Origin of the sequence: Candidatus Accumulibacter contiguus, from assembly GCF_012940005.1 — a bacterium.
In the GTDB taxonomy this organism is placed as follows: Bacteria; Pseudomonadota; Gammaproteobacteria; order Burkholderiales; family Rhodocyclaceae; genus Accumulibacter; species Accumulibacter contiguus.
Genome location: NZ_SPMX01000039.1, coordinates 67,516 through 92,169, shown reverse-complemented (window position 1 = coordinate 92,169; position 24,654 = coordinate 67,516). Strand labels below are relative to the sequence as shown.

At 59.5% G+C, this 24,654-nt stretch carries 14 protein-coding genes and 1 pseudogene; 6 read left to right on the top strand and 9 right to left on the bottom strand.

Features of this window, described 5'->3' with window-relative positions:
• Position 1 precedes the first annotated feature (1 nt).
• From tnpB to E4Q08_RS14225, 6 genes are all read right to left on the bottom strand, one after another.
• On the bottom strand, positions 2-355 hold the full coding sequence (gene tnpB / locus E4Q08_RS14250; protein WP_169070870.1) for an IS66 family insertion sequence element accessory protein TnpB: 354 nt from the start codon (positions 353-355) through the stop codon (positions 2-4).
• Positions 352-672 (bottom strand): IS66 family insertion sequence element accessory protein TnpA, encoded by a 321-nt coding sequence (gene tnpA, locus E4Q08_RS14245; RefSeq protein ID WP_169070869.1) that lies wholly within the window; start codon positions 670-672, stop codon positions 352-354. The genes tnpB and tnpA overlap by 4 nt, the downstream gene beginning before the upstream one ends.
• A 396-nt stretch (positions 673-1,068) precedes the next feature.
• Entirely contained in the window at positions 1,069-4,350 is a 3,282-nt protein-coding gene (locus E4Q08_RS14240; RefSeq protein ID WP_169070868.1) for a DUF499 family protein, read from the bottom strand.
• An 18-nt stretch (positions 4,351-4,368) separates the two neighbouring features.
• A complete protein-coding gene (locus tag E4Q08_RS14235) occupies positions 4,369-7,632 on the bottom strand; it encodes a DUF1156 domain-containing protein (protein ID WP_169070867.1) in 3,264 nt (1,087 codons plus the stop codon).
• A gap of 11 nt (positions 7,633-7,643) precedes the next feature.
• Complete coding sequence (locus E4Q08_RS14230) at positions 7,644-9,266, bottom strand: hypothetical protein (RefSeq protein ID WP_169070866.1); 1,623 nt, start codon at positions 9,264-9,266, stop codon at positions 7,644-7,646.
• The gene (locus E4Q08_RS14225) at positions 9,263-12,844 is read right to left on the bottom strand and encodes a helicase-related protein (protein ID WP_169070865.1); all 3,582 of its coding nucleotides are present in this window, start codon (positions 12,842-12,844) and stop codon (positions 9,263-9,265) included. The genes E4Q08_RS14230 and E4Q08_RS14225 overlap by 4 nt, the downstream gene beginning before the upstream one ends.
• Positions 12,845-14,100: 1,256 nt before the next feature.
• Here E4Q08_RS14225 and E4Q08_RS14220 point away from each other — a divergent pair.
• Positions 14,101-14,637 carry a hypothetical protein gene (locus tag E4Q08_RS14220; RefSeq protein ID WP_169070864.1) on the top strand — a complete coding sequence of 179 codons (537 nt, stop codon included), beginning with the start codon at positions 14,101-14,103 and terminating at the stop codon, positions 14,635-14,637.
• A gap of 222 nt (positions 14,638-14,859) precedes the next feature.
• Here the strand turns inward: E4Q08_RS14220 and E4Q08_RS14215 are convergent, their stop codons facing one another.
• The 3 genes from E4Q08_RS14215 to E4Q08_RS14205 are packed head-to-tail and all read right to left on the bottom strand — an operon-like array spanning position 14,860 to position 17,062.
• Complete coding sequence (locus E4Q08_RS14215) at positions 14,860-15,285, bottom strand: ParB/RepB/Spo0J family partition protein (protein ID WP_169070863.1); 426 nt, start codon at positions 15,283-15,285, stop codon at positions 14,860-14,862.
• Positions 15,282-16,628: a recombinase family protein gene (locus E4Q08_RS14210; protein WP_169070862.1), complete on the bottom strand. Its 1,347-nt coding sequence runs from the start codon at positions 16,626-16,628 to the stop codon at positions 15,282-15,284. Before E4Q08_RS14210 ends, E4Q08_RS14215 begins: the two co-directional genes overlap by 4 nt.
• Positions 16,625-17,062, bottom strand: coding sequence for a DUF2924 domain-containing protein (locus E4Q08_RS14205; RefSeq protein ID WP_169070861.1), 438 nt, complete (start codon positions 17,060-17,062; stop codon positions 16,625-16,627). Before E4Q08_RS14205 ends, E4Q08_RS14210 begins: the two co-directional genes overlap by 4 nt.
• A 302-nt stretch (positions 17,063-17,364) precedes the next feature.
• Here E4Q08_RS14205 and E4Q08_RS14195 point away from each other — a divergent pair, with 302 nt between their 5' ends.
• The 5 genes and pseudogenes from E4Q08_RS14195 (at position 17,365) to E4Q08_RS14175 (ending at position 24,652) form a co-directional block, all read left to right on the top strand.
• Positions 17,365-17,865: a thermonuclease family protein gene (locus E4Q08_RS14195; RefSeq protein ID WP_372703704.1), complete on the top strand. Its 501-nt coding sequence runs from the start codon at positions 17,365-17,367 to the stop codon at positions 17,863-17,865.
• On the top strand, positions 17,838-18,146 hold the full coding sequence (locus E4Q08_RS14190; protein WP_169070859.1) for a DUF6794 domain-containing protein: 309 nt from the start codon (positions 17,838-17,840) through the stop codon (positions 18,144-18,146). Before E4Q08_RS14195 ends, E4Q08_RS14190 begins: the two co-directional genes overlap by 28 nt.
• A 1-nt stretch (position 18,147) precedes the next feature.
• On the top strand, positions 18,148-18,828 hold the full coding sequence (locus E4Q08_RS14185; protein WP_169070858.1) for an SOS response-associated peptidase: 681 nt from the start codon (positions 18,148-18,150) through the stop codon (positions 18,826-18,828).
• Positions 18,825-19,340 (top strand): hypothetical protein, encoded by a 516-nt coding sequence (locus E4Q08_RS14180; protein ID WP_169070857.1) that lies wholly within the window; start codon positions 18,825-18,827, stop codon positions 19,338-19,340. Before E4Q08_RS14185 ends, E4Q08_RS14180 begins: the two co-directional genes overlap by 4 nt.
• Positions 19,341-19,694: 354 nt before the next feature.
• Positions 19,695-24,652 (top strand): annotated as a pseudogene (locus E4Q08_RS14175) (AAA domain-containing protein).
• The last annotated feature ends 2 nt before the right edge of the window (positions 24,653-24,654 follow it).

The window sequence follows — 24,654 nt, the reverse complement described above, 5'->3', positions numbered from 1 at the left end:
CCTAGACCTGCCAGTGGGCGGGTGCTGGCGCGTCCCGGCGTTGCCAGTCTACGCCGGCAGTCAGCCAACGCCATTGCGCTGCAGTGAGGGCGAAAACCGGGTCGCTGGCGCTCGGCCAGGTGAAGTAGCCGCGGTGCAGCCGGCGTTGCGACAGCCAGACGCCCGTGCCGTCCCAGACCAGCAGTTTGAGCCGGCTGCGCCGCCGGTTGGTGAAGGCGTAGGTGGTGCCGTCACAGGGGCTGCGCCCGAGACTGGCCTGGATGCGGGCCGACAGGCCATCAATGCCCAGGCGCATGTCCACCGCTTCGACGGCAAGCCAGATGCGCTCCGGCGCCGCTCCGAGCGGCGCGTTCATGCGCGCCCTCCCCACAGGGCCGTCAACCACTCGGCCGGTGGCAGCGCGGCAAAGTCGAGTCGCCAGCCCTGCGGGCTATGGAGTGACAGGCTCGGCGTTGAGGCCGCGGCACTGGGAACCCTCACTGCAGGAACCAGGGTCAGTGGGACTCTCGCTCCGCTCGGTCCTGGACCCTTCGCCAAGCGCAGGTGCCAGTAACTGAGCGAATGGCTTCTCAGCCCGTGCTGCTCACAGTACGCCTTCTGGCTGCCGCCGCTCGCCCGCCAGGCGTCCACATGCCCCCGCCACTGCGCTTCCAGTTCCCCAGCCTTGTCCATCTCTTCCTCCTGTCGAAAACCCGGAGGTTGCTCCTTTTCTCGCGGGTTTTACAGGTGGAGGGGCTGGACGCTTACAGATCATCTTCCGCATCATCATGAACAAACAGTCGTAGTACCATATCGACCTAGGTATAATTTGTCAAGTTCGGTAAGACCGGTGGATGCAAATGAGCGGCTAGCATTGCATTGTCTCGTGCCGATGTTCCCCTCATGCTTATCCGGTTAGCACCCAACTCAGAAACGGTGGCCTGTTTTTAGGCCGAAAGTGGGGCGGTGCCCCTGTTTGCGACCTCATGCATGGCCGCGCTGCGAGCGTTTTCCGCAAAATCGGCCATCACGTGGGGTGAGCCGCATGTTTTGGGTGCTAACCGGATAAGCACGGTTCCCCTGAGAAGACTACTCTGCCTTCCAGCCCGCCTTGATCTGCCCAAGGATTCCGTTCACCTTGTCCACGACGGCTTGATCGACCTGGCCTTCTTCACCGATTTCCAATGTCACGCGTATGCGCAAAGGCTGACCAGCAGTCGCCTCGCGCAGCGCGTCGATGTTGTCAGCAAAGTCCTGCACCTCATGGGTTTGAAGCTCGGCACTGGCGACCTTTGATCCGTAGTGTTTGCTTGGCGGAGACTGTTTGGCTTCGCTCTTGCGTACGCGAACCTTGACAGCCGACGCTCCTCCCAGGTCGCAAGGCCATGCTCCGGAGTCCAAGGTGCGCTCGATGAGACCGAGCCGGAAAGCCTCGTCCAAGGCATGCGCGACCCGTGACCAGGGCAATGGCTTCCCAGCTTTTGACGACAGCGCAGCGTGGATCAGGTGTGCGTTGCTCTCATCCTCTTGCCATGCAGCGGCGAGCTGAGCTGGCAGAACATCGACGCTGAGAACCGGAGGCGGCGGGGAGAACAGCTGCGCGGACTCGTTGACAAATCCTGGCGGCACGTCTTCGGACAGCACACTGATCATTCCGTTGACCAGCCACACGCGACCGCTCTTCACCGCGCTGGCCGTGGCGTCGGCAATCGCCTGCGGTGTCGCGGCTGGGATCAGCAGGTTCTCTGTGTAGCCCCCCTTGTCGACTGCAACGAAGTGCTTGCCCGAAAAGTACACGCCAAGATCGGATAGCGTGATCGGCTCCTTCTCCCACAGCGTCGGCAGTTTGCCGGGCGCCATGAGTTGAGGGTCCATCTCGGTGAGCGTGGCGGCATCCGAGAGAACGACTTCGAGGCTGCTATCCTGCATCGCCGTGTCGTCAGGGCGATTCTTCCAGAACGTGCGTGTGGACTTGTCCGCACGCGTCACGCGCAGCACGAATTCGCCGGCCTCACAGCCCTGAAGCAGGGTCTCCAGAATCGCCGATCGGTTCAGCATTTTCGGCAGCCTGGCTGTTGCTGCAAAAGCGCCCACCAGATCCTTCACGAAGCGTGCCTTGTCGCCCGTACTCCACAAATCGAACGGACCGCTGGGCAATAGCGCCTCCGCATTGACAGCGGAGCTTTCGATCCGCAGGCGCTTGTCGGCCACCATCTTTGGGAACAGGGGGTCGTTGTCCACGTTGATGCGGTAAGCGGCCACATCATTGGCGTCATTGACTGTCACGGCAATGCTATACGCCATGACGATCTGCGACACCATCTCGCCACGTGCGGCGCGCAGATTGCCTTCCAGGCGCGTCGTGGCGGCAGTGTCTATATCACTGCGCTCCTTCAGCATCTCCCGAACCTTCTCCCATCCGAGCAGATCCCGCACTTTCTCGCGGGCAACGTCCATGCCGTCTTTCGAAGGCACGGCAAGCACCACGGCGTTGCGGTTCTGAGCGCGGGGCTTCTCTGGGGTTGTGGTCTCGTCGACGTAGCGCTTCGCTTCAGCACTCGGCTTGCCGCTGGAAGCTGCCTTCGGGCCCAGAACGGCGTAGTGGAACTCACCGTCGTCCTCGATATCCGCCGGCCTTGCCGGAAGAACATGCACCTTTGCTCCAGCGCCGCGTGCGCCCTCGGTCAGCTTGCCCGCGCCGCGAATTTCTTTCTCCAACACCTCGTCGACCAGCGTTACGCTCACGCTCTGGCGGGCATCGTGGTGCATCTGTTTGAGGTTCGGCTTCGAACCCAGTCGCCAGACCTTGGGCAAGCCGCCTTCACGGTCCAAAGTGAAGGTGTCGTCCAGGTACCAGGACGCATCGGACCAGCGTGCGAGGCCCTTGTCCAGTTCGATGCGATCTGGAGAACCGACTCCCACCAGCATCTTCAGGTCACGACTCGTTGCCCGCTGTCCGATCGGCTGCGAGTGCAAGAAGGTCGCCATCACCGCCTGTTCGATCTCGCGGTTCTGGACGCCCAGCAGAGCCTCCTGAGCCTTGCGAGCGTGCCCAAGTTCTGCCTCGAGAATGGCGGTCCAGTTCTGGCGCCGTCCTTCGTACTGTTCCAGTTGGGCAATGCTCGCCATCTCCCGTGCTGCCACACCCAGGCCTTCGACACTTGGGTCGACCAGGAACACTTGCGCGCCGATAATCGGCATCTGGTCCCACTTGACTGCGTCGCGCAAGGCTGATGCCAGTGTTTTCAAGATTCCGCGCGTCTGCTGGAATCCCTCCAATTGTGTCCACTTCTGGTACAGCGTTTCGATCAGCGCCGGGTGAAACGGGTAGGAGTCGGAGTAGCGCTTCTCTTCGGCGGTGCGGTTTTTGGATGTGTAGTCATCAACGGCTTGCACGCCGTTCAACGCGCCGAACACCTGGCTCGGCCACTGGGAGCGGTCGGTGTAGCTTTCGAGCTTGAGCAATCGGCGGCGCAGTATTTCTGGCACATCCTGACTCTCCACCGGCTGAATGCCCTCGTCGGCCAGACGCTTGAACTCGTCGTAGAGATCCTTGCTGATCTGTTTGCCAAGCTCGTCCATCTTGTTCGTGTCGGAAGCCAGCAGTGAGGCCACCAGGCAGCACTGGGGCACCTTTGCGACAGCCTGGGTAAGGCTGTGCAAGAACTCGCGCATACGGCCGATCCATGCGCGATCGATGTCGGCCATCACGCGAACGAACCACAAGACCTCGTCGAAGAGGATCAGCACGCCCGAGCCGTCCTTCCGAGCCAGTTGCAGCAGGTCTTCCATTACGCCGGTGGCAGGTGGGCTCGTGCGCTCGGTACCGTCGTCCTTGAGCAGCTTCAGACCAGCCTGGCCTGCGAGCTGCCAGGCGATCGCGCTCCAGGGCATCTTGAAGGTGGCTTCGGTACCATCGGGCGAGGCCACCTCCATGCCCTTTTCGGCATCCAACCGGTCAAACACCACCGACGCAACGCGCGCCTTTGGAAGCCCAGCTTCCAGCGAGCAGTGCGCCTTGAATTGGGCTACGGCCGGGATGTCAGGCAGGTTCGCCGGATCACGTACTAGATGCACAAGGGTGATGAGCGAATGCGTCTTGCCGCCGCCGAAGGTCATATGCAGCTGGCGGACCGCCTTCTCTGACTTCCCCGACAGGCGGTGCGTGACGTCCCGCGCCAGGTCGCGCAGCTTGACCGTGGGGTAGGTGAGAGCGAAGAACTCCTGGGCGTCGTGATACACGCCGGGGTTGCGGTTCATCACGACGTCGTACAGGTCCGCAGCAAACTGCTTCTGCGACAGATCCTGGTTGGTGATGTCGTCGCGCAACTGCACGACCTGATGCCAGGGCTTCGTGGTGGGCTTGGCCATCGATGATTCTCCTTGTTCTTATTCCAACCCGAGCGGGGCTTGAGCCGTACTACCGACCGAGCGCAGATAGTTCTGCAAGCGCTCCTGGATCGAGCACTCTTCCGTGCAGCCCTCGGCGCGGCTCTTCTCGATCAATGCCTGAATCAGCTGTACGAACACCTGGCTGCGACGCAACGCGCGGCTGTCCAGAAACTCGTTGACCTTGACGACGTCGCCCGCCACCCAGAGCTGCATCAGCTTGTGCACTTGGTCGATCAGCGGAATCACGCGGCCGCTGGCCGTTTCCATCCCAAGCGAGCGGTGCTTGCGAGCACGCCAGTCCCGAAGCTTGTACTTGCCACCACCGCCCGAAGATGGGGATTCATCCGCATCGCCGTCCTCTTCGTCGTTAGCGTCTTCCTCGTCTTCTGTCGCTGCCGCGCTGCCGCTGCGCACGAGCAGCTCGTACTGGTCGGTGAGTTCACGCTCGGACAGACCACAAGACACCGCGTAGAGGATGCAAGGCCCGGCCGGCGCCTCTTTCAGGCCGAAGTCATTGCGGTGCAACAGGTAGTAGGTTGTCACATCGTCCAGCGGATGGTCTCCGGGCGTAGGCTCTCCCTGACCATGCGACAGCACTCGGCCGACGACGAAATCGACCACGATGCGCCGCACGTGGCCCAGGAAGTCCGTGACCGACATCAAAGCGCCAGGCTCGGACGCCTTCTTCACCGCCGGATAGCGGCTGTACGACTCCAGCGCCGGACCGGTGGCGGCCCAGATGAAGTCGGGCCCGCGGATGCCGGCGTCCCAGAAGTCGCGGAGCTTGGTCGTGATGCTGGCCTCCATCTCCTTGAGCACCTGGGTGTCCCAACCGGCGCGCGCAAGCGAGTCGCGCTTCTTGCAGACCAGCCAAACCGACGACGCCAGTGCAGCTGAGCCTTGTGCGCGCATGCGCGCCGCCTGCTCGGTCTGGATGGGCCACGATCCATCGACGACAAAGCCAGCCTTGATGATGGCGGACACCAGCGTTTCCCAGGCATCGGGCTGCTTGTGCGCAAACACGATGACCAGTCGGCCTTCGGGGCGCAGCGCTGTGTAGCAAGCCTTGAAGGACCGCGCCATACCTTCCTCATAGTTGCGCTTCGACGCCTCACGGTTGCCGCCAAAGCGTGACGAGTCGTCGATCAGTTCACCGTCATTCGTGTCATTGCGCCACTTCGGACCCAAAGGAGAGTCAAAGGCCAGTCGATAGGCATCTGAGACGTCTGCCAGCTGGCGCCGGTCCCAGACGTAGAAGTAGTCCATCAAATCGGAGTACGGGATGGCGTCGTAATACGGAGGGTCGGTAACGATCACATCGAAAGCGCCCACCTCGGGGCATTCGATGGCACTCTGGTTGAGTACCTTCGGTACCGGTGCCACCGAGTTCGCAGCGCGCAAGATCGTCTCAATTGACTCGCCGACGGCGTTCAGACACATCCACCATCCGCCGCGAACATCATTGATAGGTGCTGCCTCGCTGAAATCCCAGTTCATCGGAAGCGCAAACCGCACAAAGGTGTGACCAATCGCCTCCACGCTGGTGATCCAAGCCAGGATGCTGGAGTTGAAGTCAAGCATGCGGTCGAAGCCGCATTGCAAGTATGCGGAGAGCGCTTCGACCTCTGCCGCGTCATAGCCTGACTTGGCCAACTCCTGGCGGGCTTGCCTGATGGCCTTGACGAAACAACCAAGGGCGACCAGTTGCCGCGGGCTATAGATCTTGTGCCAGCAATCGAGGCCGTAGAGGGGAACGCGGAAGCCCAGTGCATCTGCGCCGGCCAACCGCTCGGTGGGCAATCCAAACGGCACCTCGGCGTACACCTGTTCGAGCTGCGTGCTGGCAGAACGTGCGACCTCGACTTCATCTGCCGTCGGCAGGCGGTATTCCTTCCCTGCCATTCCGTCGACTACGACAGCCGTGATGAAGGCGCCGAGCCGATCGGTGCGCCCGGCGAGTCTAAGATCCTCCATCGTCATGATGGTGCCGCAGCAGGGGCAAGTGGCCCCCGAGCGGCTCATCGTTCCAGCGCTGAGTTTCTTATCGTACTCCCGCCGCTGCGCCGCGTTGCCACCCTGGGTCTTGGCGTCGGTGTCGATTCCGAACTCCACCCCACTGCGATCCCCACGCGGCCGCATGGTCAATAGCACGCGCTTGTTGTCCTTCTTGGCGAGCCAACGTGTTTTCAGCAGGGGCACCTCAGCCCGGCACGCCTTGCAGTTGACCGTACGTGCCCAAAGATAGGCGACCGTGGGTTTGGCCACCCAGCGTGGATTCGTCGGGTTGTCGAGATACGCGACATCGAACCCTACGTTCAGCACCTCGACTCGGTGCTGGCCCGCGTCGTTGAGCGGCACCCGCTTCAGCGGCTCATCTACATCAAGATGCACGCGCCGATAGGGTTTGACTGAGCAGTACTCGGCGTAGGTCGGATACAGCTTCGCGAGATCTTCGCGCGCACTATCGAGGATCCAGCGCCCCCAGGCACGGACATGCCAGGCCAAGCCGGCCTGCATGAGATTGGTGTCGACCTCTGCATGTTCCAGGAAGCTCAGGTTCTCGCCACATTCCACCGTTTCCATCACGCTGACCGGCGGCAGGACTGCTTGCTTGGCCTTTGCATCCCGGAGATGGCGCTTGATCTGCGCCGGCGTCATGTCTTTCGCCTTTAGATAGGCAGTCATGAACGTCTCGTCAGCAGCGACAAACGCAGGCAGCGGTCGATTGAAGTTCGCGTGGCGCTGCGGATACTCCAAAGTGCAACGGAGCACTAACCATGCGACCGGATTGATGTCGGCCGCCGTGACGTCACAGCCCAGGCGCATGGCTTCCAACGGTATGGCGCCGCCGCCAGAGAACGGGTCCAACACCTTGGGCTGACGGCCACCGTAGACCCGCCGGATTTCGTCCCGGAACCAGTCCATATCCGGGCCAACCTCGCGCCCCCAGCGCAGGACGCCCCCGTCGGTCTCCCAAGCCTCGATGTATTCGATGCGTCCGCTGGGCATCTTCTTCTTCTTGAGCGTCTTGTTGAGCGTGCCGCCCAGCCGCTTGAGGAGCTCGTCGCGCTTGTCCTTGTCGCCCGGGTCGGGCAGCAGGGTGGCGATCAATGCCGCGCGGCTGGCCGCCAGGGGGCGACGTGCCGGCCAGATGTGCAGGGTGGAGATGTGTCCATGGCGCACGTTCTTCTCGTGCACCGAGTCGATCGAGGTCTGCTTGAGCGGGAAGGCCACTTCGATCAGCCGCTTGTCGTTGTTCATGGGTGTTTCCTTCAGGTCGCCCCGGTTCTTATGTGTGCCGGCATGGTGGCAATCACCACCAGTCGACTTTCCTCGTCCCAGAAATAGTAAATACGCAGGCAGCGGTGCGGGGCCCGCGTGTTGCCGCCGTTCTTCAGGTGCCATTCCACCGACACCTTGCGGCCAAGCCAGTCGAACTCAAAGCTGTCGGCGCCACAGCGGTCGTTGTGAATGCCTCTGTCGATTGGCTTGCGCAAGTCGCCGCTGGCACCGTTAATGCGGGAGTCTCGGTATTCGTTGGCCAGCCAGAGCAGGCAGCGCGCAGCCGCCTGCGGATCATCGAAGCCCGCCGATTTGGTTTCCCGGCGCGCCCTCCCCGACAGCGCGACACGTCCACTAAGCACCTCGTCACACCAGTCTGCGAACGCATCCCAGCTTTCAGGAAGGCTGATGCCGGCATCAGGCTCATCGCCACGCGCCTTGATCTGGTCCAGCAGCTGCTGAATCCGGAACTGGGCGCCACGGAGCTGTTGTTCCAGGTTCTGCGCGTGCTCTTCGATGAACGTGTGCTCGTCAGACAGCCACTGCTGGGTCTCAACAGATCGACGCAGGTCATCCTTCAACGCATCAATCTGCGCCTGCGCGGCCCGCAGTTGTTCGGTATCGGCCGACCCCGTCTGCTTCAGGCGCTCACGTTCGACGTCTAGGCTGACCTCACGGACGGCGGAGAACGCGAGAACATCAGCACCCAGTTGCAAGCGGCGGATGCTTTCATTGGCGGCGAGCCACCGCAGCGCGGCGAGCGTCGACTTGGCGCGCTCTTCGCTAGGCTTCGGGTCGACGAAGAAGAGCCGGTGTGCGTAGGGGTTCGCGTCGTACGAGAAACCTGGCATGTAGGCGCGAACGGCGCCGTTGAAGACCGAAAGCGGCTTGCCCAGTTGCTGGGTCAACACCCAGGTGTAGGCCGCAGGGACGACCACCACTTTGGCGATCCCCAAGGTCACCTTGGCGAGCATCTGACTGTTGATGCTGGGTTGATCCTCGCGCTCGGCAACAGAGCAGACCAGATAGGGAACGATGCGGGCAGGATTGAGGAGCGCGGCGACAAGTTCATGCGCGTCGTCCTCCGATGCGATGTGCCATGCCGCTGCGTCGAGCCGGCTGCCGCTTTGCTGCAACCCACAGGTGGTAGCGATTTGTCGCACCAGGCCAGGAACCGCAGGATCAACCTGGAGCGTGGCTTCAGGGCTGCTGGCGAGCAGCCGCAGGCTGAATAGAGCACTCGTCCCACCCGGTGCGTGGCCGACCACAATCTCAGTGGTCCATGTGCGTTGCGCAACATTAGCATCGGGCCGGTCCACACGCAGCGCCCACAGCACGCGATAGTCGTCCGCAAAGCCAGCAGCAATGCAGGTTCGCCCGCCACGCAGATGTTCGAAGGATCGACCCTCCATCGCCACACCGGGTAGTTGATCGCCAATCTGCTGAGCTGCCCACTTCAGGACTTCCATCCGAGCTGCTTGGGCTGCGACCGCGGAATCAGCACCGGTGAGTTGCCCAACGACGCGGAGCAGCTCACGTTCGCGAACGCGTGCACTTTCCTTGAGTGCAGTGAGGCGGGGATCGCCTCCGGCACGGGTCTCGATCGAGTTCATTCGACGGCCTCTGATGCGTTGGCGATGTCGCTGTACGCGATGACCACGCTGCCGCGTGCCTTGGCGATCAGCTTGACGAAGGGGTCCTGCACCCTGAGGAGTCGTGGTTGCACGCCCCCGCAGTCGAACACGGCATAGAGCCAGTAGCGATCGCGCAGGATGCAGGCGCGGGCCCACTCGTTTTCGGTCAGCTCGATCTCGCCGACACCCACACGCCCCTTCACCTCGATACCCCGCTCCTCACTGGCTCGCTTGGACATGAGGTCGAAGCCTGGGTAGTCGTTCAGGCCAGCCAAGCGCGCCTTTGGGGGTGTGGAGACATCGCGTACATCGGCGCCTTGGGCCGCTTCAAATGCGATGGCTACCTCGACGGCAATGCGCTCGACTTCGGCGTCCCGCGCCTTGATGTCTTCCGGGTCTTGCGATGGCTGCACAAGCGCGGTGGCCACCATTTCGACGTGGCCGGCCTGGATCAGCTCAACCTCGCGCCGCGCCTGAAGCAGCGCCAGATCGCGCCGACTGGCAAGGCTCCTCTGTTGCGCCTTGATCCGATCCAGTTCGGTGTGCGCCGCGCGTTCACCAGCGCGCGCCTTGTCGGTGAACCGCTTGCGCGCAGCAGCAAGCTCGGATTCTTGGTAGTCGAAGGCGCACTGGAGGTACTCCTCGGTGTCCCTCAACTGATTGATCGCACCCATGCGCTGCAAATCGGCCAGTCTGCTGGCGAGGTCACGCCGGATGTGCTCCTCGGCCGCAAGGCGCCAGGTGTTGCTCCGGGCCAGGAAGACGACACTGCCAGGGTTGGACTTCGCAGCTGGCCTCAGCAGCAAAAGATGCTCAACCGGCGCCTCAATCAAGCGACCATCGGCGTATTGCTTGATCGCGACCAGCCGCTGTTCAATGACGTCGACGGTGTTGAAGCTAGGGATGCCTGGATCGATGCCGCGCACGATGGTCACCCGGGCCACATGAAAGAGGTACGGGGCGGTGGCGCTGATGTCGGTGAAGATCGCACCCCGCTGGCCTGCCGAACGGGAGTGCTCGATGGCGATGGCGGACAACCGCTCGAATACCGGTTCACCAGGGTGGATGAAGATAGCGTCGCGCCCGTCGTCCGGGCGATAGACAGTGAAGCGGTTGCGTGCTGACTCTGGGTAGTTTTCGAGCAGAGGCAGAAGGCTTTCAAGCACCCCCCGCTTGCGCGGCCGCATAAAGAACTGGCTGTCTAGGTCGCCAATGAAGTCGACGCCGATCACCGGCGCCGCGTGCTCCAGGTAGCGGCGTACATAACCGGGCAGCAGCCGCCGCATCTCCTCGATCGCCATCGCCTCACGAAGCTGCGGCAGGTCGGTCAGCACCTCGCCGCCCTTGCCGTAGATCGCCTGTTCCCGCACTTTGATCGCCTTGATCTGTTCTGGCGTCAGTTGGCCGGCAAGTTCAAGCGCCTTCTTGTCGGCCTCATCATCCGATTCCACGGCGCGCTGGATGTACTCGGTGATCGACATCCCCTCGAAGATGCGACCGACAACGTCGAACACCTTGTCGGATCCGAGCTGCTTGCGGATCTCCTCCAGCTTATCGAGAAGCGTCTTGATGACGCGGCCTTCGCGTGTCTTGCCCGCAACCAAATTGATGATCGCGACGCGGTCGCGCTTCTGCCCGTAGCGGTGAATGCGGCCCATCCGCTGTTCGAGGCGGGCTGGATTCCAGGGCACGTCGTAGTTGATCAGTATCCAGCAGAATTGCAGGTTGATTCCCTCAGCTGCCGCGTCGGTGCCGATGAAGAAGCGTGCGCCTTTGCTTTCGGCGTCGTGAGGTTTGCGGAAGCGCTCGACCTGCGCATCACGTTCCTCAAACCCAAGACCACCATGGATGTATGCCACCTGGTCGGCGTAACCCATGCCTTCCAAACGGCGCCTCAGGAATTCGAGCGTGTCCCGGTGCTCGGTGTAGATGATGACCTTCTGGTCCCGGTACTGCGGCGCGCGCAGCAGTGCGGCCATGCGCTCGAATTTCGACTCCTGGCCGCTGTTATGCACCATTTCGGCCAGCGCGATCAGGTCTTGAACCTGGCTGCATTCGTCAATGAGCTCTGCCAGGCTTGTGGCGATGAATGCACCGAGTGCCTCGGCTTCACCTTCTTCGTGCTCTTCTTTGCCAGCGGCAGAGGTCTCTTCGTCGCCAGTCTTGACAGCGAGGACGTCGACGAGGCGCCCTTCACGGACTTTGCGGTTCAAACGTTCCTGCTGAGCGCGCAGTTCCTCTTCTGGAATACGACCGGACTGGATGTCATCGATCAACGCGTCGAGTTTGGCGCGGCGATTGCGGAACGAGCACAGCAGTGCCCAGGTACTGCTGGCCATCCGCCGCTGGAAGACCATCATCGCAAACCGGGCAGCCTGGCGGTTGAGCAGGCGGGCCTGGTTGTAGTAGTGGCGTATGTAAACGGTTGTGCGGTCATAGAGGGCCTGCTCGCTCACGGCTCCGATCGAGAGGTCGTAGCTGACCGTATCGCACATACGTTCGGCGTACAGCGGCTTGCCGCGAAGATCGACCATCTCTTCCTTCACTCGCCGGATGAAGTAGCGCTCGCGTGAATCACGCGGAAACTTGGTGAACGCGGTTTCGGTGCTGAAGAGTTCAGGCTCCAGCAGGCGCCACAGACAGTAGTACGGGTACTCCTTGCCCATGTGCGGCGTTGCTGTGAGCAACAGAAGGTGATGTGCCGCCCAGGGCAGTCGCCAGTCGTCCGGTAACTCACGCACACCAGCGATGGCTTCGGCCAACCGGTAGCGGTCAGTCGGCCGGAAGCTGCCATCGGGATCCCGGTTGGCGGAAAGCTTGTGCGCCTCGTCAAACACTACGAGGTCGTAGGGAGCAACCTTGGGCTCACGCAGGGCGTTAAACAGTCGCGGAGCGCGCAGGCTGTCAAGGCTGACGATAACCAGATCGCTGCTCTTGCCGGCAAATGGGTTGCCGTCTTTGGTGTCTGCGCCAACAACGATGTTGAACTGAAGCTGGAAGAGCTTGTGCAGTTCCCGGTACCAATTGCCGACAAGACCAGCTGGCGCTACCACCATGACGCGCCGAATCGTGCGGCGAGACAAGCTTTCCCGAATATAGAGCCCCGTCACGATCGTCTTGCCGGCGCCTGCATCGTCAGCGAGCAGGAAACGCAGTCGTGGCTGGGGCAGCATCCTCTGGTAGACGGCGATGCGCTGGTGGGGGAGCGGATCGATCTCGCTGATTTCTGTGGCGAAAGCGGGATTGAACAGATGCCCGTAAGACAGCCGCTCACCCTCGACCAGCACGCGCAGAGCGTTGGCATCGCCCAGGAAGTCGAGCCGCACAAGCTCGCACTGATCGATGGGCACTTCACCGCTAGCCGCACGCCGTTCACCGACCGACCCAGACTCTGCGACCGAAATCTGCTGCAGTTTGGCGAGACCCATCGCCGATGGCTTTGATTGCCCGTTTTCCCAGCGGTTGAGCGTTACAAACGAGACCCCCAGCAGTCCAGCAAACTGCTGTTGGGTGAGGTCCATCCTCTTACGAAGATCGCGGATTTGATTGGCTTCCATTGTTGTTCGCGTACGGTGAATTGCGCTTTATATCACGCGATATAAATCGATGCAAATCTTTTTGCATAAGGGAAGTTGAGTGCTTAGATAGCTGTGTGAACAATGACAAGCGTCGCCATCAACAAGGGGCGCCTGAAATTCCGGATGAGCGCTTCTTGGCGGGGCCATTTTGCCGCGGGATTGGTTGGAACTATCTGAAGACGCAGGACGGCGTTCACTGACCGAGAACGGCACCTGATCCAAAAAGAGTAGCGGGCCGGGCGGCTGGTACGATCTGGGCTGAAGGTCGCTGTGGTTCGGTAGCATTCGCCCGCATTACACGGACAAACACCCTCACACCTCCTCACCAGTACTCACATGCCCCGATAGCGAGTTGTGATCCAGGGTGCGATTGCACCACCAGACACGAAGCCCCCTCCGTTCTCGGTCGGGGCTTTTTGTCGCTATAACCGCATGTTTTCGCGACATTTTTTTCCAGGATGCTTTGGCTCCTCACTGCCCCAGGGGTCGGTTTTCGCGCCCCAACCCGCCCGAATTCCTCTTTTTTCTCCGTTAATCCTTCGGGTAGCCGAAGGATGGTGTCGTTGTTTTTTATTGTGTTTTTGACCCTCAGTTGTGAAATTGCATCGCCACCCAAGCGAAAAAGCGAACTCGATCATCAGTTTGTGGCGTAATCGGTATGTGGGAGGGCGTGCGGGGGGGGGCGGTAGGAAGCAACGGTGGGTCGGTTAGGGACTTCGATCGCCAGCGCCGGCCCTGATGACGCAGCGACCGGGTCGGCCGGCCGCGCCTCGCACCGCGTCGTCTCGCCGAAAGCCGTTGACCGAGCATGCGCTCGGCCTACAATGTTTGTAGTCGGATAGCGCCGACGCGGCGCTTCAGCCCCACCGAGGCTTATCTTCCGTAGGGGCACCTCGCTCTGCTCAATTTTTCCGACATGGCGGATGAATGCTATTTCCGGTGGGCCTCGCAAGGCATCCCCTCCTCTACAAGGGACTCAGCATGCGCATTGTTGTACTGATTGTTCTTACGCTTGTCTCTCGAATCGTCTGACCAAGTTTCTGATGGATTCAAGCCGGCTTTAGAGGGAGAACTACAATGCCTGTTGCGAGTAACGCCGGCGGCGAGAGTGCCTTGATCGCATGCACTGTGCGTGCACATATGGCCGAGGTGAGCGGGGAACATGCGATATTCACGGAACTCCAGTGACATCCGCGAACCTGTGCCGATCGTTCCGAAGGCCCGGCCAAACGCACGTGCAGGTGCGAAAAGAACATCCTGTGGTGGGCTGCCTTAAGGCCGGGATCGTATATACGGCCACGCGCAGCGAACCTGGCGGTGGTTGGACCATTCTCGCCATGTCGAGGCTGGTGTCCGTGGATCGAAAACCGACCTTGATTGAGCCGAAAGACGTCTTGAACGAGACTCATGACATTATGGTTCTGAACATTGACGGTACGGAGTCCCCAGGGCGCTTCGATTGTTACGAGAGCGGCTTGATCGTCTTGACCATGAAGGACGTGCGATACTGGACTAAAGGCGGCGACGCTTTTTCGGCACTGTGCAAAATTCGGGTAGACATGGAACTGGACGGCCGGATACCTCTAGTTAATGGCGCAAATCGAAATGCGCACGTCTCCGGGATGGCAATTCAGTGCGCTCATGGCTACAGAGTTTATCTAAACGCGCCAAGCGAGGAGCACCTCGTCGCGGACACTTTCGCTACAGACCACCTTACCGATCCAGTCTTCGTTGCTGAGCAGCCGGGAGCCCGCCTCTCCGAAACCTGGTGATAGGCCGCGTTGATTTCTTCGAGGGGTGCGCTGACGAAGTCGGGCAGCCTTCTCCAATACTCTCGACTTAACTCGTGGTCATATTGGCTCGTAAGCGTTAGCGAGATGGGGTTTGGGCTGGGCTTTCGGGGCTTCGACCGGTTGGCGACGAGCTGCTGCAGGTTAAGCGTGATCCGGGCGGGCAAGGCTCTGACCACCCGGGAGGTAGCGGATTCGAGCGCCCTACCGATCAAACCCCCCGAACACCTCCAGCTGCGCCTCCCAATCCGCCGGTAGCGCGTGGTTCTTCAGCCAGCTCAGCGTCAGCATCTTCGGCTGCCGGCCGGCGAGGAGCGCCCGGACTATCTGTGGTGAGAGTAGCGTCAGCCGCAGCAGTTCGTTGACGGAACTCTGGTTCAGACCCTCCTGGCGAGCGATCTCCACTCCGCTGGTCATGCGACCTTCGTCGAGCAGGCGCTGCCAGTGGTAGGCCCGAGCCAGCGCATTGAGGATCGGTTCGTGGTGCTCGGGCGCTTCCGCTTCCGGTGTCTCCGACGCCGGGATCACCACCTTCCGACCTCCGCTACGTTTGAGGTGCACCGGGATGACCGTGGTGAGCCTCGGTTCCCGCCGCTGGATGGCGTCGCCAGTCTGGATGATCCGCGTCATGCCAAGGCCTCCTGCCTCTGCTCGAACTCGGCCAACTCGGCGCCGATCGTGCCAGGCAGCATCTCATCCACCAGGGTCGCCCACCCCGCATCCCGCCAGATGATCTCGATCCCCGCGTCGCGCAGGGTGACCCGCTCGATCAGCAACTGGACGATGCGCTGGCGCTCGGCCGGGAAGAGATGCTCCCAGACGTTGCCGAAGTGTCGCAGGGCCAGCACCACCTCCGGCTCGGTGACCTTGGGTTTCGCCGCGGCGACGCGGTCGCACACTGCCTGGACCACCTCCGGTGTTTTCAGCGCGACATGGACTTGGGCCAGGACCAGCCGCTCGATGACCTCGGCCGGCAGCCTGCCGGCGCCCGTGGCCTTGGCGCCGAAGCGTACCTTGCGGATCGGCACATAGTAGCGATAAATCTTGCCATTGGCCTTGCGGGTGAATGCCGGCTGAAAACGCTCTCCGTCCTGCGCATAGAACAGGCCGAGCAGCAAAGCCTCGGGCTGACGACGCTGCAAGGTTGCCGAGGCGCGCTGACGGTTGTTCTCCGCGAGAATCGCGTGGACGGCGTCCCAGAGATCCTGGTCGATGAGGGCCTGATGCTGGCCGGGATAGTAGGTGCCCTTGTGGAGGATCTCGCCCAGGTAGATGCGGTTGTGCATCATCTTGTAGAGCATCTGCTTGGTAAAAGGCAGTCCCGACTTGGTCGTCTGGCCGTTGGCGGTGAGTTCCCGCACCATGTCGGTCGTCGAGCGACAACGCACGAAATCCTTGAAGATGTGTTTGACCAGACTGGCCTCGATTTCATTGATCACCAGCAGTCGGTTTTCCACGTCGTATCCCAAGGGCAATGGCCCGCCCATCCACATCCCCTTGGCCTTGCTGGCGGCGATCTTGTCGCGGATGCGTTCGCTGGTGACTTCGCGCTCGAATTGCGCGAACGACAGCAGGACGTTCAGCATCAACCGTCCCATCGATGTCGTGGTGTTGAACTGCTGGGTGACGGCGACGAACGAGACCTTGTTGCGCTCGAAAACTTCGATCAGTCGGGAGAAGTCGGTCAGGCTCCGGGTCAGTCGGTCGATCTTGTAGACCACGACGATGTCGATCTTGCCGGCCTCGATGTCGGTCAGCAGGCGCTTCAATGCGGGCCGCTCGAGGTTGCCTCCGGAGTAGCCAGGGTCCGTGTAGTCGTCGGGGACGGGAATCCACCCTTCCGCCCGCTGGCTGGCGACCGAGGCCAGACCGGCTTCCTTCTGAGCATCGATGGAGTTGAAGGACTGGTGTAGCCGTTCGTCGGTCGAGACTCGGCAGTACACGGCGCAGCGTTTCGGGGCGGGGAGGTTCATCGCCGCCCCTTCTTCCACCCGAAGAACGCCGGCCCCGACCAGTGGGTGCCGGTAATCGCCTTGGCAGCGGCGGACAGGCTCTTGTACTGCTGGCCGTCGAGTTCGTATAGGCCGTCGGCCGTGACGGTGACGCGGTACTCGCGGGCGTCCCATTCGCGGATCAGGACGGTGCCCGGCATCAGGCGGACCTCGCCACCGCGCCCGACCTTGATCTTTGACAGGCGCTCCCCGCAGTCGGCGAGTTGCGTCTTGATCACCTTCGGCAGGCCGCCGTAGGCGACTTCCTGGAGGCGATAGGCGAGGCGACTTTCGAGGTAGCGCCGGGTGACACGCATCGGCCGGCGGGGGAAATGCTGATCCCACAGCGACCACAGGCGATCGAGGGGCATTTGGGGCAGTGCCGCGAGCTGCGCGGCGACGGAAGGCGAAGTCATCGTGGTACTCCCGGTGGTGAGGGAGTTATATGAACGCGCTTGGGCGCCGAAAAGCCAAGCGAAACTTCGCTCTGCAGGGGCCGACTGGCGTGCAGTCGGGCGACCGCTGTGGCAAGAAGGGTGGCGATCTCGGCGGCGCGCTCGCGTGGCGACATCGATTCGGGTAGAGTGAGTTCAGCGATCATCTTCGGTATCCATTCGGGTTGTGCGGACCCCAAAAATGATATGGCTAGAGAGTTTTCGGTGCGTGGTGTTTTGGAGTAGGCGTGAGCAAGAGAGCGAAGATTCACATAAGAAATCTCGTGTTTCCGGCGATGCTGCTGATGGTCGGCATCGGCGCGTCTGCGGAAACGCTCACGGGGAGAGTTGTTGGCGTGGCGGACGGCGACACGATCACCGTGCTCGATGCCAACCGTGAGCAGCACAAGATCCGGCTCGGCGGCATCGACGCACCCGAGAAGGCGCAACCCTTCGGGCAGCGCTCGAAACAATCCATGTCGACCCTTGTTTTCGGGAAGGAGGTCGATGTGCAGTGGAACAAGCGTGACCGTTACCAGCGGATCGTCGGAAAAGTGATGGTGCAACCTTCCGGCTGTCCGACCTGCCCCAAGACGCTCGACGCCGGCCTCGCGCAACTCACCGTCGCCCTTGCATGGTGGTACCAGAAGTACGCCAAGGAGCAATCGACCGAGGACGCTGGGCGGTATGAATTCGCCGAACATGAAGCGCGGGCGAAACGTGTCGGGCTGTGGGCCGATGGTCAGCCGATACCCCCTTGGGACTGGCGGAAGGGCGGGCGCTGATGCAACGGAAGCAGTGGCCAGTCACGATCGACGAAGCAGTCGGCGTGGTGATCGCCGCCCTCTCTGATGAAGACAAGGCGACGATCAGCGCCATGGCGGAGTCTGAACTCATCGGCTTGCATATGGGCCTCGGCGCGTGGATTCGGAACAACCTTGGGCTGTGGCAGGGCAACCGACCGCTGCTGGAGTGCACGGACGCGCCAAACGCCGATGATGCTTCGATGGTGATCGTCGAGGCAGTGTGGCGGCGGCTGCGGGAAATGGTGCCGAAGGTGCATTGAGATGTGCGGTCGATACGCCCTCTACGGTCCGACCTCTCGCATTCGGGAGCAGTTCGATCTCGATGACGGGTTCGACTTTGGGCCGCGCTATAACATCGCGCCGACGACGAAGGTCTTGGTTGTCCACCCAGGACAGCACTGCGAGCGGTTGGCGAGCACATATCGGTGGGGGCTGATCCCGTCGTGGGCAAAGGACGTCACGATCGGTGCGAAGCTGATCAACGCGCGTAGTGAAACGGTCGCTGAAAAGCCAGCGTTTCGCGCTGCCTTTCGTCGCTGGCGGTGCATTGTGCCTGCCAACGGTTTCTACGAGTGGAAGCCAGTACAGGAAGGCAGTCGCACCATTAAGCAACCGTATTTCATTCGCCCACAAGATGACGGCGATCTGTTCGGGTTTGCCGGCCTCACCGAGCGTTGGATGTCGCCGGAGGGCCAAGAGGTTCACACGTGCTGCATCATCACGACGGACGCCAACGCACTGATGATGCCGATTCACGACCGAATGCCCGTTATCCTTGCACCCAACGATTATGGCGCGTGGCTGGACCCGGGTAATCCGGATGCGGACGGCTTGCGCGCATTGCTGGGGCCGGCTGCGGCTGACGGCATGATCGCCTACAAGGTTTGCCGGGCGGTCAATTCGTCTCGAGGCGATTCGCCGACGTTCGTGGAACCAGTATGAACCAGCGCCTCCGCCCCGCCGTCACCGACCCGGTCATCCTGATGTTCTCACGCCTCCAGGTAGAGACTTGCGACGTGGACGAGCCGCTGGAGCTTCTGCGCAGCCTGACCGCCGATCGCGATGTCGCAATCAAGTTCTGCGGCCGGATCAGCCTGGTAGTCGACGGTTACAACGACGACCCGAGGGAGTTGTTCGAGATCCCCGAGGTGCGCGCGTACGTCGATCGCCTGGACCGGGAGTGGTCCTACTGGTTCTTCTTCCTGTCCCAAGCCGACGAGTCGATCAAGCTGCTGGAGAGCTGTCTGTGCGAGACCATCGAGGTGGTACCCGGGGTGACGTCCATCGACCTCGATCAAATGGAGCGATCGCTGGCGCGGCACCTCGGGGCGATGTACCGGCTGGGCGAGCAACTGAGGCTGCGTGAGGAGATGTGCGAGGAAGTCACCGAGGGTATCATCGCCATGTTCCGGAATGCGGCGGTGGAACGGATTGAGGGTGATGACTACCGTTAGCCGGGAGGTTGAGACGGCGGTGCTTGAGCGCTTGCCCTTCCTTGTAGCTCCCGCAAAAGGGATCACGGAGGTCAGCTTCCGGCCAGGAAGAGACGTAGCGGCAGCGAACAATCGCCCGGCACAAACGGCGGCTAACCGATCCGGAACCCGCCGCCGGCTACGTTCGCTGGCGGTCGAGGTCGCGGCCAGCGCCGCCTGTGGTGCACATCGAGGAATAGGTCTGCATTGTCGCTAAACGCTGACAGTGGCAGGGAGGTTTGCTGGGTGAAGAAGCGCGCGAACGCGGCAACCGTTTGGCGTGTAAACTCCCTCCGGCAGATCGATTAATTCGGTAATGGGATAAAAGGAAGCACCTTGGACATCGAAATTTGGGATGGCGGACTACAAGAACAAGAAATCGAGGCAATCAACAAGATCAAGGCGGCGTTCGCGGATACTCTCCCTGCTGGTAAGTTTCAAGGTGGAGGAAACTCCTTACGGGACCAGCTTCAAAACAAGCTCGGACGCCCCCAAAACCAACCGTGGAAAGGATATGCAGGGTTCAGGTTCGTCGATTCCAAGGGCAAGGAAGGTGAGTTTGATCTAGTTATTGCGACTCACTGCAACATCATCATCGTTGAATTGAAGGATTGGAACCATGAATCCGTAATGGCTAACGGGGATGTCTGGTTCAAGGGCGACAAGAACATGGGACGTTCGCCCGTCAGCGTCACGAGAAACAAAAAAATTCTTGCTGGATAACAAGCTTAAACGGCTTTCATCTCGCTTTACCAACAAGAAGTACCTGCCGCGAGTCCATTTCTTTGTCGTCATGACTGGAAATGCTGATTTCAGTCAGCTTCCTGAGGTCGACCTCCAACACACGATTTCCCTGAAAGAGTTCCTACGGTTCTCGGACAAAGGTAAGTTCAACGAATACTTCCGTCCGCATCCCGATTCGCAAGTCTTGAATCAAGACATTCCGGTCTTTGATGAGCTATTTCTGAAGGGCAATACAGCACCGAAGGCTCTGAAAATCGGAGGGTACACAGCGGTCGAGGAAATCTTCGAGCATCCGAAATTTGTATATAAAGAGTATCTGGCAAGTTCGGAAATCTCGAAGGGTACCGAGGCTCTGCTGCGGGTCTGGAACTTCAAGAAGGTCCAAGGCAACAAGGCTATTACCCCACAGGGCAGGGCTGAAATCGTATCTCGCGAGCGGGAGGTGTTGCAGTTCATCAACCACCAGAATCGCGACCTGTACAACCATTGCCTACGTTCGCTGACAAGCTTCGAAAAGAATGAGGTTACATCCCAGTACAGCGAGGTCTATGAGCTTCCTCCTGGGCATGTGAGGTTCAACGAATTCGTGGGCAAATATGGTCAGTCCTTTACCCAGACTGACCGACTGAACCTCACGAAGCTGCTCCTCGCGAAGTTCGGTGACCTGCATGAGATCAAAATTGCCCACCGAGACATTGCAGAGCATAGTCTGTGGTTGTCGCCTTCGAAGGAAATTGCTCTATCCAATTTCATCTCCGCGTACCACCAACCGATTGGAACGGTCGGTGATTATCGGAGCAGTCTTTCGGTAGGGGCTGTCGAGGTGAAGGAGATGTTGGATGGCTTAAAATCGACCCCATTCCAGCAGGACGTGCATGCTCTTGGGCTTGTGGCGTGGCATCTGCTGACGGCTCAAAGAATGTCTCCGAAGAGCTTGGAGAACATTCAGAACGAGATGCTATCAAGCGGTGATTGGTATGCAGATGTTCTTCTTGATGCAGTGACAGGGAAATTCAAGGATGCATCGGCATTCTTCGATGCCTTGAAGCGTGCGGAACCGCAGGGCGAGTCGATACCAACGTTCGACGATTCTGAACTGGAAGCCTATCGCCATCCCATAAATCATACGCGGCAGTTTCCAGACGAGGGCGAGTTTCTAGTTTCGACTGATGATAAAGAGGTCTATTTCTCAGAGGGAAGGCTCGTCAAAGCTTGGTTGAACGTTGGCGGCAAGGGAGATGATTCGGTAAGCAATTTCCGCGTGCTTTACTTTTTTGAGGCGCTTGGACAAGCTGGCAGCAGTAAATCCCACTTACCTGCCACGAATTCATGAATACGGACTCGCGGCAAGGTCCAGCAGTATGTATCTGGTGACCGACGAGGTTGATGGGACGACGTGGGCTGATGCTGCAATCAATGAGTCGGACAAATTGGGCGTTATCGAGAAACTGACCGATGCCGTTGAGCATCTTCATGGACTCGGGATTTCCCACGGCGACCTTCATCCCCACAACGTGATGCTGGATAAGGAAAACGGCAATGTGTACCTGATAGATATTCCGGACTTTTCCCACAACACTGCCGAAGCCAGAAACCATCGATATAGCCCCGAGAATATCGACGGAAGCTCGTCCGAACAGCGGGATATCTTTGCGGTGCTCCGAATGTCTTGTGAATTGCTCGGCTTGGAGTGGGGCGAGGAGTCAAAAACCTATCCGAGAGTCTCGGATGCGATTCAGTCGGAATCGAATGACGGCGAGTTCGGCTTCAAGGATTTTGGACGCTTCAAGAAGGCTATAACCTCAGCAGCAAAGGTGGAAGAACAGACGTTTGTCGAGATTCTTCTAAATGGGATCGATGAGCAGACGACGATTTTTCCGGATAACGGTCATCTCTTCGTCAAGGTTGAAGCGTCCAAGAAGGGTGAGAACGTCCTGTTGGTCACCTTTGCAGGCATTGGTGGAACATTCTGCGCCTTCTATGATAAGGAACAACGATGCTTTGTCGGAGGGTTGCCCCCTCGAATCAGATCCGATGTCAATTTAAGGGTGACAGAGGAAAGCCAATTCGAAATTAGCACGGCAATTCGCATCAAGCCAGGACGACCGGCTCAACTTTCAGGTTTGTCTGAACATCTTCGCGATGATGACGCGTTTCATCGTGCAATCGAGATGCTTCAGACGGTTCAGCCAGAATTTGATGAATCGGGGTTGAGCCAACAACTCAAGGATGTGTTCGAAAGGGCAGCAGCTTCCGTTGGGGAAGAACGTTCGGTTATTTCGTTCGATATTTCGACACAAGCGCTTTGGCGGGCAATCCTCGCCACGGAGACCGAGTCAAGCCCGAACATCGAGTTGAATGGCGCCTCGATTAAGCCATCGGATACCGATTCCGAACTGATACTTCCATACGACGCGGACATCGATCCGCTTGGTGCTTTCGCAAGCACGGATGAAGTCGAGGCTCTTCTCGTCGATCAGGATGGGGCGGAGAAAGTCATCGGGGAAGTCTTGCTCAAAAAATCAGCGTTGAACGAGGTCAGACTGAATAAAGTCCGTAGTTCTGCCTACGGTCTGAAGGATGGAGACCCTGTTTTCTTCCGGACGAAACAAGACAGGGCTTCATACCGCAAACGCAAGGCAGCGCTTGAAAGACTACTTGATAGGGAAGGGGTGTTGCCAGACCTACTCGATTTGTTCGACCCCACCTGCAACAAGGATGCGACGAATTTCAAGATTTCGGTCACTGATGATGACTTCGCCAGATACGACCGCGAAGACCAGCATGGAAACAAGATTAGCCTCAACGAGCAACAGCGTGAGGCACTCACCAAGCTGCTGAACTACGGACCTCTTTCTCTATTGCAAGGTCCGCCTGGAACAGGTAAGACGGAGTTCATTGCTGCATTCGTCCACTTTCTCGTCGAGAAGCTGGATGTGCGAAGAATTCTGCTGGTCAGCCAATCTCACGAGGCAGTCAACACGGCTGCAGAGCGGATAAGGAAGCACTGCGGAAGGTTGGGCACTTCACTGGAAGTCGTTAGGTTCAGCAACCGTGAAGGGGCGGTTTCGCATGGTCTGAAAGACGTCTACTCCCATGCCATCACTGCCGAAAGGCGCGAATTGTTTAACGCCGAATATCGCTACCGTGTCGCTGCTCTATCCGATGCGCTGGGTCTCGACGCTGAATTCATTTCCAAGGTCGTCAATGCGGAGTTGAAACTATTCAAGCAAATTGACCATCTCGAATCCCAGCTCAAGAATTTCGAGAACATCGGTGACGAGGACGATATCAAAGCCCTTAAACCGATCGTGGTCGAATTGGATGAGACTATCCGGACCAAGCTCCACTTGGACTACGGCATTGCTCTTCCCCAGGAAAGCAAGGTTTCGGATGCGAAGTCCATCCTGCTTTCCAACCTCTGCTCCGAGTATGGCGTCCGACCAAATGAAGCCAGAAGGGTTCGGGCGTTAGCTAGGATATCCCGAGACATCCAGGACGCCCTGTCGGCGGAAAGGGTCAATTGCGACGAGTTCTACGCCCGGTCGAGACAACTGGTTACCGGCACATGCGTCGGTATCGGACAAGGGCATATCGGGATTCACGACAACATCTATGATTTCGTAATCATTGATGAGGCGGCTCGTTCGATATCCAGCGAACTGGCGATTGCAATGCAGTCGGCGAAACGCGTCCTGCTGGTCGGCGACCATTTGCAATTGCCTCCCCTGTATTCCGATGCACACAAAGCGGCTCTGGCTCGCCGACTTGGTATCAACGACAAGCACACCGAGCTTGATGAAGTATTGCGAAGCGACTTTGCGCGGGCTTTCAATTCTGAATATGGGAAGCAAACGAGCGCCACGCTGCTCACTCAGTATCGGATGGCGCCCCCCATCGGCAATCTGGTTTCCAAGACCTTTTACGAGGGCAAGCTGAACAATGGAGATCGGGCTATTCCCGATATCTATCGGGGTGCTCCGAACACGCTTCGTTCACCCGTAACTTGGCTCGACACCTCATCGCATGGCGATCATGCCAATCACCAGAGCGACCGTGGCGTCAGTATTTACAACCGTTGTGAGGCAGAGCAGGTCATTGACCTCCTCAAGCAGATCTCCGAGAGCGGTCAATTCCTGACTGACCTTTCCAATCTCAAGGACAAAGATGATGCGCTGATCGGTGTCATCTGCATGTATGCCGAACAAAAGCGTTTGATTCGGCAGAAATTCAACCAAGGGATTTGGAGCGACGGCTTCAAGGCATTGGTGAAAATCGACACTGTCGATAGCTACCAAGGCAAGGAAAACCGAATCATCATTCTGACTCTGACACGTTCCGACAAGCAGAAGAGTCCGGGCTTCCTGCGTACCCCCAATCGAATAAACGTCGCGATGTCCCGAGCAATGGATCGGCTGCTAATCATCGGCAATGCAGAGATGTGGAAAACCCACAACAAGGATAAGCCTCTCGGACAGGTTTTTTTCTACATGAGCGATATGGGCGAGGATGCCGGCTACAAGTTCATGTCCTCGAAGAAGACCCGCTAAGG

Coding starts and splice junctions, on each gene's coding strand:
- E4Q08_RS14185 (WP_169070858.1), top strand. CDS start 18,148: ATGTGCGGTCGATACGCCCTCTACGGTCCGACCTCTCGCATTCGGGAG.
- E4Q08_RS14180 (WP_169070857.1), top strand. CDS start 18,825: ATGAACCAGCGCCTCCGCCCCGCCGTCACCGACCCGGTCATCCTGATG.
- E4Q08_RS14240 (WP_169070868.1), bottom strand. CDS start 4,350: ATGGCCAAGCCCACCACGAAGCCCTGGCATCAGGTCGTGCAGTTGCGC.
- E4Q08_RS14235 (WP_169070867.1), bottom strand. CDS start 7,632: ATGAACAACGACAAGCGGCTGATCGAAGTGGCCTTCCCGCTCAAGCAG.
- tnpB (WP_169070870.1), bottom strand. CDS start 355: ATGAACGCGCCGCTCGGAGCGGCGCCGGAGCGCATCTGGCTTGCCGTC.
- E4Q08_RS14205 (WP_169070861.1), bottom strand. CDS start 17,062: ATGACTTCGCCTTCCGTCGCCGCGCAGCTCGCGGCACTGCCCCAAATG.
- tnpA (WP_169070869.1), bottom strand. CDS start 672: ATGGACAAGGCTGGGGAACTGGAAGCGCAGTGGCGGGGGCATGTGGAC.
- E4Q08_RS14215 (WP_169070863.1), bottom strand. CDS start 15,285: ATGACGCGGATCATCCAGACTGGCGACGCCATCCAGCGGCGGGAACCG.
- E4Q08_RS14230 (WP_169070866.1), bottom strand. CDS start 9,266: ATGAACTCGATCGAGACCCGTGCCGGAGGCGATCCCCGCCTCACTGCA.
- E4Q08_RS14225 (WP_169070865.1), bottom strand. CDS start 12,844: ATGGAAGCCAATCAAATCCGCGATCTTCGTAAGAGGATGGACCTCACC.
- E4Q08_RS14210 (WP_169070862.1), bottom strand. CDS start 16,628: ATGAACCTCCCCGCCCCGAAACGCTGCGCCGTGTACTGCCGAGTCTCG.